Raw genomic sequence first — 11842 nt, 5'->3', positions numbered from 1 at the left:
GCTTTCTATGGCTCACCTGTCAGTCTATTCGCGTACTTGTTATATTTGTGACTCCCTCTGCGGGAACTTCATTGTGGTTACCTGTCAGTCCATTTGCATACTTGTAATATTTGTGACTCCCTCTGCGGCGATTTCCTATAGCTCACCTGTCAGTCTATTCGCATACTTGTCCTTTATTGACTCCATCTACTATATTTTTTCTTCAGCATTATAGCTAATTTCCCGCAAAAATATCTACTTAAAAGAAAAAAGCCATTAAAAGCAACAACTTTGCTTCTAATAGCCTTTTAAAGTACATCACGCAGATAGTGCTTCTATGAAATTTCTTAGCATCTTCTTTCCATCCGGAGTCATGATTGATTCTGGATGGAATTGCACACCGTAGATTGGATGCTTGATGTGCTTTACTGCCATTACTTCGCCCTCTGTGGTGCTGGCGGTTACGGCGAGTTCTTCCGGAAGTGTGCTCTCATCAGCAGCAAGTGAGTGATATCTTGCAACAGGAGTGATTTCAGGACAATCCTTAAATAAGAGACAGGATGTATCAAGCTTTGTATCTGACTGTTTGCCGTGCATAAGCTGTTTTGCATAGGTTACGGTTGCACCATGGGCTGCACAGATAGCCTGATGTCCAAGGCAGACTCCCAAAATCGGAATCTTGTTTCCAAGCTTCTTCACAATATCAATACATACTCCGGCATCCTCAGGTCTTCCGGGCCCGGGAGATAGAATAATTCTTTCAGGTGCTAGTTTCTCAATTTCTTCTACCGTAAGCTCATCATTTCTGATGACCTTAATCTCTCTGTTAGCTGCACCACTTGGATCTTTCTTTTTTATATCAACGTCAGATGCATCCTTGCATACTAAATCATTTTCTTTACCTTCATTTTCAGAAGTATCCACTTTAATTGCAGCCTCATTTACAGCATCAGTCCCTGGCTTCTCAGTTATAATCTCCCCAATAAGCTGATAGAGATTATAGGAAAAGCTATCATAATTATCTACAAGTAAAATCATAATTATTCCTCTCCATCCAGTGCTTTCATGGCAGCTCTTGCCTTATTCATGCATTCCTCAAATTCCTTCTCTGGAACAGAGTCTGCAACAATTCCTGCACCACTTCTTACAAAGACTTTTCCGTTTTTCTTATAAACAATTCTTATGGCAATGCAGGTGTCCATGTTGCCTGTAAAGTCTATGTAGCCTATTGCTCCGCCATAGATGCCTCGCTTATTATTTTCAAGCTCGCCGATTATCTGGCATGCACGAATCTTTGGAGCACCTGAAAGAGTTCCAGCAGGAAGAACTGAAGATATGGCATCAAGTGCATCCTTATCGTCACGAATCTCGCCTCTTACGGTTGAGCCGATATGCATAACATGAGAATACCTCTCAATTGAATGAAGCTTCTCAACCTGAACGCTTCCAAATTTACTTATTTTTCCGAGATCATTTCTTCCAAGGTCCACAAGCATGTTGTGCTCTGCCAGCTCCTTTTCATCGGCAAGGAGCTCTTTTTCAAGTCTCTTGTCCTCTTCTTCCGTCGCCCCTCTTGGACGTGTGCCTGCCAAAGGAAAAGTATGAAGCACACCATTTTCAAGCTTTACCAGCGTCTCTGGTGAAGCCCCCGCTACCTCCATCTCTGTTCCTGAAAAATAGAACATGTATGGTGATGGATTTATGGTTCTCAGTGCTCTGTAAGTTTCAAAGAGGCTTCCCTCAAAAGGCGCTGAAAAGCGATTAGATAAAACTATCTGGAAAATATCGCCTTCAAATATGTGCCTTTTTGCCTTCTCAACCATCTGGCAGTACTGCTCTTTTTCAAAAAGTGGCTTCATGGGTTCAAGAAGTTTTGCGGCTGGTGCACTGTCCTTCTCCCCATTGTGTAAAAGATCAGAAAGTTCTTTAAGCTCATCAATCGCTTTCTTGTAATTTGCTAAATTTACGTTATCAGCTTCATCTATAGCATTATTGCAATTTGCACCATTTGCATTACCAGTTTTATCTACTACATTCTGGCAATTTTCACTTTCAATTTCTTCTTTAGACTTCTTACAATTAGCATCAACATCTTTATCATCTTCTACACTGCTTTGAGCTGACTCAAGTTTCATGTTTACTATAAGAATTATTTTCTGCTTTGTGTTATCAAAGGCGATAACCTTGTCAAACAGCATCAGGTCCATGTCCATAAAGCCTTCGTTGTCCTCAACATTGCATCTGACACTAGGCTCTGTGTAACCGAGGTAATCATAGGAAAAATATCCAACCATACCTCCTGTAAATGTAGGAAGATATGAAAACTTAGGACTCTTATATTCTGTCAAAATGCTGCGCAGACATTCGGAAGGATCTCCTTTTATCTCTTTCGTATCACCATTTATATCCGTTATCTTAATTACCCCATCCATGCAAGTTATATCCATTTTGGGTTCAAATCCAAGGAAAGTGTATCTTCCCCAGTATTCATTTGCCTGAGCAGATTCAAGCATATAAACGTGATCTGATTTTTTCTTTAAAATACGCATGGCTTCTATAGGTGTAATGAAGTCCGATAGTATTTCACAGCTGACCGGTATCACATTGTATTTCCCATTAGCAGCTATTTTCTGTATGTCTTTAAATTCAGGTAATATCCCCATAGTAGTTACTCCTCGGCATTAAATCTTCGATTCTTGCAGACTAATATTTCGGCCTGCCATGCAGTCTATTTGTGTACTTTGTGTTCCATAGACTCCCTCTGCGGCCTTTTACTTATGCCTGCCATACAGTCTATTCGCGTACTTGCTTTCCATAGACTCCCTCTGCGGCCTTTTACTTATGCCTGCCATGCAGTCTATTCGCGTACCTGTTTTTATTAGACTCCCTCTTCGAGAAAAAAATACTGTCAGTGATCAGTCTGTTATAGTGTTATTGTCTTATGAGACTGAATGCTGATATAAATGTGTTATTTTATAGTCAGTCACTAATGTATCATTCTTCTTCAAGGACTCATCCTTACCCTAAACTCTATTACAATCCTCACAGTCTATTTCAAATTTCTTCGCGCCCTGACTGATTACAGATCGTAACGATGTACCCGCGAAGGGAGTCTTAATCGGTAAATGTCACATTGGGACTCCTTCAACGCCAACACAAAAAAACTTTATTCCAATTGCTATATCAAAAAATGTCTTTATTTCTCTTGTTACACTAAAGATTGTCTTTATTCCTCTTGTTACACTAAAGAATATCAAGCATACGCACTCTTCATATTGTTAACAAACTGTCCAACGTGAGCTGGTGCGTCTTTTCCATACTGTTCAATAATTCGGACAATTGCTGACCCAACGATTGCACCGTCAGAGATACTTGCCATTTCTGATGCCTGTTCAGGAGTGGAGATTCCAAAGCCCACTGCGCAGGGAACATCAGTAGCTTTTCTTATCTTTTCAACAAGTCCCTTTACATTACTGTTTATTTTGGTTCTTGTTCCTGTTACGCCAAGACTTGAAACTATGTAAATAAAACCCTTTGCATCTTTAGCTATGGTTGCAATTCTCTCCTCTGAGGTAGGTGCCACCATTGAAATAAAATCAATTCCATACTGAGAAGCTGTGACTTCAAATTCTTCCTTCTCTTCATAGGGAACGTCAGGTAGAATAACGCCATCCATCCCAATTTCCTTGCATTTCTCAAAGAATCTGTCCATGCCATAGGAAAAGATCACATTAGCATAGGTCATAAACACCATTGGAATTGTGACATCTTTTCTGACTTCCTTTACCATCTCAAAAATGTCGTCAGTAGTTATTCCATTTTTCAAAGCTCTGATATTTGCGCCCTGAATCACAGGACCTTCGGCTGTAGGATCTGAAAAAGGGATGCCAAGCTCAATAAGGTCTGCTCCGTTTTTCACAAGCTCTCCTATGATTTTCCTGGTTGTGTTAAGGTCCGGATCACCACAGGTTATAAATGGTATGAACGCCTTTTTGTTGCTAAATGCCTCTGCTATTTTACTCATGGATATCCTCCCCTCTGTATCTGGCAATTGCTGCACAGTCCTTATCGCCTCTTCCTGAGATAGTAATTACAATTATGTCGTCCTTACTCATTGTCGGTGCTATTTTAATCGCATGAGCTACTGCGTGTGATGACTCGATCGCAGGAATTATGCCCTCAGTCTTGGATAAATATTCAAATGCATTAACTGCTTCATCATCTGTAACAGGTACATACTCCGCTCTTCCGATGTCATGAAGATGAGCATGTTCCGGACCTACTCCGGGGTAATCAAGCCCTGCAGATATGGAGTAAACAGGTGCTATCTGTCCGTATTCATCCTGGCAGAAATATGATTTCATTCCGTGGAAAATCCCAAGCTTTCCGGTATTTATTGTTGCAGCTGTCTCAAATGTGTCTATTCCGCGGCCTGCTGCTTCGCAGCCTATGAGTCTTACTCCCTCGTCCTCGATAAAGTTGTAAAAGCTTCCGATGGCGTTTGATCCGCCGCCTACACATGCAATAACAGCGCTTGGAAGTCTGCCTTCCTTTTCAAGAATCTGCTGTTTGATTTCCTTTGAGATTACTGACTGAAAATCGCGGACTATTGTAGGAAAAGGATGAGGTCCCATTACGGAGCCAAGACAATAATGAGTATCATCAATTCTCGTTGTCCACTCTCTCATAGCCTCTGATACTGCATCCTTAAGGGTTGCTGTTCCTGAAGTAACAGGTATTACTTCAGCTCCAAGAAGGCGCATTCTGTAGACATTAAGTGCCTGTCTCTCTGTGTCCTCTTTTCCCATGAAAACAACACATTCCATTCCCATAAGGGCTGCTGCGGTTGCTGTAGCAACGCCGTGCTGTCCTGCACCGGTTTCAGCTATAAGTCTGGTTTTTCCCATCTTCTTTGCAAGAAGTGCCTGACCCAAAACATTATTAATCTTATGGGAACCGGTATGATTTAAGTCCTCACGCTTTAGATAAATCTTTGCCCCGCCAAGATCTTTAGTCATTTTTTTTGCATAGTAAAGTCTTGATGGTCTTCCTGCATACTCATTTAACAGTTCTGATAGCTCTGCATTAAACTCTGGATCATTCTTATAATGATCATAGGCTTTCTCAAGCTCTATCACTGCATTCATAAGAGTTTCAGGTATATACTGTCCACCGTGGACTCCGAATCTTCCCTTTGATACTGTCATTGTTTACTCCTTTTAGCTGCTACGATTTTTTTCATTTTCTCCTCATTCTTTACGCCACCTGTTTCAATTCCAGAACTGACATCGATGGCAAAAGGAGATATCTGTATTGCTTCTTCGATATTTTCAATATTTATTCCGCCTGCAAGAAAATACGGACGGGTTACTTTTTGCAAAATCTCCCAATTGAAGGCTTTCCCTGTTCCCTGGCCGGAATCGATTAGAACCATATCTGCAGAGGAATTATTGATCTGTTCAATTTTCCTATCAATTTTCTTATTCTCACCATTTCCACCACCGGATTCGATACCCTTCACATTTCTGATTTGAAAGGCTTTTATAATTTTGGCATCAGTCATTTTGCGGAGCTTTTCTATATACTCTTCATCCTCATGTCCGTGGAGCTGAATGATATCGATAGTCTTATTATTTGCTATTTCTGCAACTACCTCAGGCTCTTCATCCACAAAAACACCAACCGCTTTTATGCTTTTGTCCAGCTTTTGTTTTAGTCCTTTTGCCTCTTCAAAAGTCACATACCTCTTACTTTTTTCCCAGAAAACAAAGCCTATATAATCAGGCCTGAGCTCATTTGAAATTGTAATATCCTGCTCTCTTCTAAGTCCGCAAAATTTTATTTTTGTCATTTTGTTTTTCCTGCAAATTCAAAATCCATTTACCTGTCAAATGAATTTTTTAATATTATGACTTTCCGAACGATAACAAGGAAAATCGTTCGGAAATCTGGCTTCGCCAGACACGCCCCTTGCTTCGCAAGGAACTGGTCCAATACGATTATCGAATTTCTGAAGAAATTCAATAATCTATGAAATTCCAAAACCATGCCATACCAATTGCTTTATTTTTGAAAATGGCATTCTACTCTGCATTCAAGAAATTGTTTAGATGCCCTTAAGCTCCAAAAGAGCCTTCTTCCTGTCAAAAGCCCTCATGAGTGCTTCTCCTACAAGTACTGCGGACACTCCGTTTTCCCTTAGGATTCTCACATCTTCTGCATTTCTGATTCCACTCTCTGATACATAGATAACATCCTTGGGAATCATCTGTGTAAATCTCATGCTGTTTGAGGTGTCCACTGAAAAGTCCTTCAGATTTCTGTTGTTAACACCGATTATTCTTGCACCTGCATCAAGTCCCATCTCTATTTCAGCTTCATCATGGGCTTCCACAAGGGCTGATAAACCAAGTTCATCACAGATTTGTATGTACTCACTCATCTGCTCTGCATCGAGAATGCTGCAGATAAGAAGAACGGCTGAAGCTCCCAGCACCTTTGCCTCGTAGATCATGTATTCATCAACTGTAAAGTCTTTTCTGAGGCAGGGAATCTTTACGTTGTCTGCTATCTCCTTAAGGTATCTGTCATCTCCCAGAAACCACTTGGGTTCTGTGAGAACCGAGATGCAGTCAGCACCTGCCTTTTCATAATCCAGCGCAATATCCAGATATGGAAAATTCTCAGCGATAATTCCCTTTGAGGGCGATGCCTTCTTACATTCACAGATAAAGGACATTCCTTCTTTTCTCAGCGCCTTCTCAAATGAAAAATCGCCTTTTGGAAGTGCTTCTGCCTCAAATCTAAGATCCTCTAATGATTTATTCTGTTTTGCTTTTTCTACTCTTACTTTTGCATATTCAGAGAGTTCATCTAAAATTGTCATATATTTTTCATCCATTCGGCCTAAGTGTTATCACTTGCGGTAACTCGACATCAGGCGGATCACCTTTATGTGAGAAGTCCTGATGTCGTTTATCATAGGTCATTCCAATTTTTTAATAACTTATTATCACTACCCTGCAGAATCAGGCTGTCATCTCAGCCTCGCGGTTACTTACCTCGATAAGCTTTTCAAGTGTATCCAAAGCCTTTCCTGAATCAATGATTTCAGCAGCCAGCTCTATTCCATCCTTGAAGCTGTCAGCCTTGCCTCCGATGTAAAGTGATGCGCCTGCATTCAATAAAACAGCGTTTCTCTTGTGTCCTTTTTCTCCGCCCAGGATTTTTCTTGTAATCTCAGCATTCTCTTCAGGTGAACCACCCTTTAAATCATCCTTTGTGCATCTCTCAAAACCGAATTCCTCAGGTGTGATTGTGTAGCATTTATACCATCCGTCCTTGATCTCACAGATCTTAGTCGGTGCGCTCATAGAAATCTCATCCAGCTTATCCATGCCATACACCACCATGCCTCTCTTTACACCGAGATTGATAAGAACCTGTGCAAGTGGCTCAACAAGATATTCATCATATACACCAAGGAGCTGCATTGTAGGTGAACCGGGATTTGTGAGAGGTCCAAGGATATTGAAAACTGTTCTGAAGCCAAGCTCTTTTCTGATGGCACCTACATATTTCATTGAGGTGTGATACTTCTGAGCAAAGAAGAAACACATTCCTACTTCTTCAAGAAGCTCTATGCATTTTTCAGGACTTTGCTGAATATTCACTCCAAGAGCCTCAAGACAGTCAGCTGTTCCACAGTTTGAAGATGCTGCCCTGTTGCCGTGCTTTGCAACCTTCATTCCGCCTGCTGCAGCCACGAGAGCTGAAGTAGTTGAGATATTGAAGCTGTGGGCGTTATCTCCGCCTGTGCCGACGATTTCGAACACATCCATGCCAGTGTCAACCTTTGTTGCATGATCTCTCATGGCTGCTGCACAACCTGCAATCTCCTCTGTTGTCTCTGCCCTTGCACTCTTTGTTGAAAGAGCTGATAAAAATGCAGCATTCTGTGTGGGAGTTGTCTCACCGCCCATTATCTCATTCATAACTGCATAAGCCTCATTGTATGTGAGATCCTCTTTGTTTACGATTTTTACGATTGCTTCCTTGATCATTGTACTTCCTCCTCGCTGTGACTTTTATTTTCTACTATGCATTGCTAATTCTGTCTGACTGTTCTTTTATCTGCCCTTTTGTGTGAAGCAGACACAAATTCGAAAAACGCTTCGCAGTTTTTCTCATTCGTGTTGCTCGCCATATAACCAACATTACATTTGCTGCAAGCATTCAAGTAATTTTGGTTGCATGGCTCTGCTTTACACGAAAAAAACGCCCCTGACAGAATTACACTTCTGTCAAGGACGAATAATATACTATATCCGCGGTGCCACCTTGAATTCATAGTTTGTAGCTATGCGCTTATCAGGATACCAACATATCCCCGGCAACTGACGTATGCCCTACGTAACGATATACTCGGTAAAATCCCTTTGTATCGTTCCCTCAGCGGTCCATTTGACAACTTGTTTCTTACCCGGCTCTCACCACCCCGGACTCTCTGTGAAGGCATCACTGCCGTTATCTCCGCTTCATCGGTTTAAAGTATTAAGTTGTTTAAAAGTTTACTTCCAATAAGTCCGCTTGTCAATCAATTATGCAAAATTGATTAATTTTGTTAGTAAAGAAATTAAAATAAATCAATTGCACAAGAATAATTTAGCTTACAAATATCTTATCTCTGTGAGAGCCACCTGGTCTCCGGAAAGTGATACATACATATCTTTGACATCCGCAGGGATATTCGTAATGTTCTTTATGGCTATTCCCCCGTTTTCGGTGGTAAGCGTGACTCTGCTTCCAAATCGCTTGAATTCCAGCTCGCAGTTATAGCCTTTTTTATTGAGTTCCTTCCAGGCATCCCAGGATTCGAAGTTCTCTGTAAAGTTTGTGATCATCTTGTTCTCAGAGTGACCCTTGGAATCCCAGTACTCACCATCAAGTCTTATGAGAGCAAATTCCCTGTAATTTTTTCCATCCACCTTTTTATCGTCTGAATAGAATAAAATTATGTGAGGGCAATGCCAGATAAGTCTGGCTGTTGGAAGGCACATTGTATGGAATTCAATTCTCATACCATCCCTGACAGGCACACCATCAGTTTTGGCAAAGTGATATCCTTCAATCTGAATATTCGGAACATCCCCTTCAAGCCTGTCGATATAGCTGATCTCCTCAGCAATTCTGGGTATATAATCATTGGGCACAGGCTTTTTCGCCTTGTCAACCGAAATATTATAAATATAACAATACTCACCTGTAAGTGCAGCATACATGTATCTTACAGCGTCCGGAAGAGCAATTATAGCTTCCACCTTGAGAAATTTACTGCTAATAACTATCTTTGCGTGATCTCTTATTTTTACAGCCTCAATGTCATATTCAATAACATCTTTACTCTTTATCAGTGCGTTATATTTTTCCCTGTCAGAGTATTCTGTCTTTACCTGAATATCTCTTGCACCGCTGCAGATTTTATTTCCGTCAAACCATAACTCGCCAAATTCCAGATAGCTTAAATCTTCAATCTTATCCGGCTGGTAGTATATCTTTCCATCCAGTGAATCATAGAGGACCAAAGCGGGTATATGAAATTCATTTTCTGTATCTTCATCCGGTTTACAGGATATATGAATTTTCACCGGTGTCTGATCAACAATTATTCCGTCTGAGATTTTGCTCCTGTACTCCGCAGGATGAAGGTCCTTATTTCCCGCAAGGCCTATGGTTTCTGTTCTCTCCTTCATTTCATAGGTGTAATCCATATCTATCAGGTGAAGCATTGTATTTGCAAAAACAGGATCAAACTGAGTTCCTGTACCTTTTATGATTTCTTCTCTGACCTTTTCCTGCGGTCCCGCATCCCTGTATTTTCTCTTGGAAGTCATAACATCATATGCGTCCGCTACAGAGATTATTCTCGCAATCTCAGGTATGTTTTCTCCTGCAAGCTTATCAGGATAACCTGTTCCATCATATCTTTCATGATGATATTTAGCCGCAATACTAAGGTAAGGGAACTCCGTAATACTTGATAAAATCTCCTCACCTATACTTACATGCTGTTGAACCTCTTCGTATTCCTCGTCTGTAAGTCTGCTGCTTTTAGCTATAATATCATCCGGAATTCCTATTTTTCCTACATCATGAAGAAGTGCCGCATAATAGATCTCATCGCATTCTTTTTCTGTCTTTCCCTGCTCTACTGCAATTCTTCTGGCATAATCCGCAACTCTGGCAGAGTGTCCGTGCGTGTGACTGTCCTTGGCATCAATCGCGGTTGCCAGAGCGCTGGCGGTTTGCTCGAAAAGCCTCTTTATGCTAACACTCTCTTTTTTCAGATAATCAATCTCACTCTGAGTTGCAAGCTCAGCTGTTTCATTGATATCTATCAACGTGAAGGTATATATGATCAGCAAAATGATCACAATAGTAATATTTGTGAGAGAAAGCCCATATAGAAAAATCTGGGCAATAGTGGATATTATCGGGGCAATAGTAAATGCCAGAAATCCAAATCTGAGTCTTCGCCTTAAATTTTTACGGTACTTTATTATACATATGAGCTGAAATCCGAGAGAAAGCAGTGTACATGCATAGCAGACAAAAAGTCCCGGTTCTCTCTTATAATGGTTTGTCTCATCAAAGGTGTAATAAAGGCCTGTAAACTGGGATACAATAAGCAGCAATTCACCAATGGAAATAAAAATCTCCACAAACCGAAGCTCCATCGGCACCCTACCCAGATTACCTTTTTCACGAAGTATGTCTGCAAATAGCAGATTAAATGCATGAATTACTGAAAGAGAAATAAAGAATACCAGAAAATTGGTTATCCTGACCATCCAATATCCCAGTGTAGATTCATCCCCTCGAAAAATATAAGCAAACCTGTCGGCAAGCATAAGAATCATTCCATCCAACTCAAGATATATAATATATATCTTTCTCTTTGCCGGCAGCGTTTTTGACAGAAGTGCATAAAACGCAGTTATACCGCACATTCCAGCAAGGAACAGCATTAAGTTCAACTGGTGCACCCTTACAAATTCAAACATTAAAAAGCCCCCAACTAGTCAATATTTATCTATGCAATATAAAAAACTCCTCAAGCTTATCCAAAAGCTCCTGCTTTGCTATTGTCTTCAGGAAATAGCCCTCAGGCTTAAGTGCCATAACAGCCATAACGCTTTCCTTATCACTTTTTCCGGTAAGAAACATAACAGGAATATGCTTTGTCTCCTCATCGCTTCTGAGCATTTCAAGCACCTGAGGTCCTGTAGTTATAGGCATCTCATGATCAAGCAGAATGAGATCCGGCTTGTTTTTACCAAGCCACTTGATAGCCTGTACCCCCGAGCTTGCCATGGAAACCTTGTACTTTTCTCTCAGCCACTCCCTCACAAGTCCAAGATAGCTTGCATCATCATCAACAACCAATATGCTCTTTCTCAGTTCCCCAAGAGCAGCCTTACTGAAAAGATCATTAACTGTTGACACAAACTCCACATTATCAATGGGACGGACAAATGACTTGAAAACAAGGTCAGCCGGCACATGGTCTTCAATATACTTTATGTCGCTCCGCTCGCCTATTGGAATGATCTGCTTTCCTTCATCTGTCAGCTTATCGATCAAAAAACGCAGAACATCCTCACTTGGCCTGTCACCATCAGTCATGTAGGCTGTAACAAGGTCTGTACCCTCCCAGCCCTCATTTATACTGTTGATGTCCCATTTTTTAAAGATACAGTCCATCTCAGCATCTTTAATTTTTTGTATAAGCACTTTTACAAGGAAGGTTTCTTTCTCCCCTATAACCATTATGCGCTTCTTAGTCATAATATCTCCTCATAAA

The 11842-nt window shown here is 40.8% G+C and carries 9 protein-coding genes and 1 other annotated feature; all 9 genes read right to left on the bottom strand.

From position 1 onward, the window contains the following. Positions 1-297 precede the first annotated feature (297 nt). Positions 298-1017 (bottom strand): anthranilate synthase component II, encoded by a 720-nt coding sequence (locus T501_RS11965; RefSeq protein WP_044915034.1) that lies wholly within the window; start codon positions 1015-1017, stop codon positions 298-300. Positions 1018-1019: 2 nt separating this feature from the next. Continuing rightward, positions 1020-2642 (bottom strand): anthranilate synthase component I family protein, encoded by a 1623-nt coding sequence (locus T501_RS11960; protein ID WP_044915033.1) that lies wholly within the window; start codon positions 2640-2642, stop codon positions 1020-1022. Between the two features lie 590 nt (positions 2643-3232). Beyond that, positions 3233-4003, bottom strand: coding sequence for a tryptophan synthase subunit alpha (gene trpA, locus T501_RS11955; protein WP_026510520.1), 771 nt, complete (start codon positions 4001-4003; stop codon positions 3233-3235). Then, positions 3996-5186, bottom strand: coding sequence for a tryptophan synthase subunit beta (gene trpB / locus T501_RS11950; RefSeq protein ID WP_026510519.1), 1191 nt, complete (start codon positions 5184-5186; stop codon positions 3996-3998). Before trpB ends, trpA begins: the two co-directional genes overlap by 8 nt. After that, on the bottom strand, positions 5183-5830 hold the full coding sequence (locus T501_RS11945) for a phosphoribosylanthranilate isomerase (protein WP_044915032.1): 648 nt from the start codon (positions 5828-5830) through the stop codon (positions 5183-5185). The genes trpB and T501_RS11945 overlap by 4 nt, the downstream gene beginning before the upstream one ends. A gap of 255 nt (positions 5831-6085) precedes the next feature. Next, complete coding sequence (trpC, locus tag T501_RS11940; protein WP_044915031.1) at positions 6086-6865, bottom strand: indole-3-glycerol phosphate synthase TrpC; 780 nt, start codon at positions 6863-6865, stop codon at positions 6086-6088. 142 nt (positions 6866-7007) lie between these two features. Beyond that, on the bottom strand, positions 7008-8042 hold the full coding sequence (gene trpD, locus T501_RS11935; protein WP_026510516.1) for an anthranilate phosphoribosyltransferase: 1035 nt from the start codon (positions 8040-8042) through the stop codon (positions 7008-7010). 239 nt (positions 8043-8281) lie between these two features. Then, positions 8282-8529 (bottom strand) — a binding site (T-box leader). A gap of 119 nt (positions 8530-8648) precedes the next feature. Next, entirely contained in the window at positions 8649-11042 is a 2394-nt protein-coding gene (locus T501_RS11930; RefSeq protein ID WP_044915030.1) for an HD-GYP domain-containing protein, read from the bottom strand. A gap of 25 nt (positions 11043-11067) precedes the next feature. Then, positions 11068-11826, bottom strand: coding sequence for a response regulator (locus T501_RS11925; RefSeq protein ID WP_044915029.1), 759 nt, complete (start codon positions 11824-11826; stop codon positions 11068-11070). Between the last annotated feature and the right edge of the window lie 16 nt (positions 11827-11842).

Origin of the sequence: Butyrivibrio sp. WCE2006 (assembly GCF_000701985.1) — a bacterium.
Classification (GTDB): domain Bacteria; phylum Bacillota; class Clostridia; order Lachnospirales; family Lachnospiraceae; genus Butyrivibrio.
The sequence above is the reverse complement of the archived record's forward strand: the minus strand, read 5'-3'. Positions and strand labels throughout refer to the sequence as shown.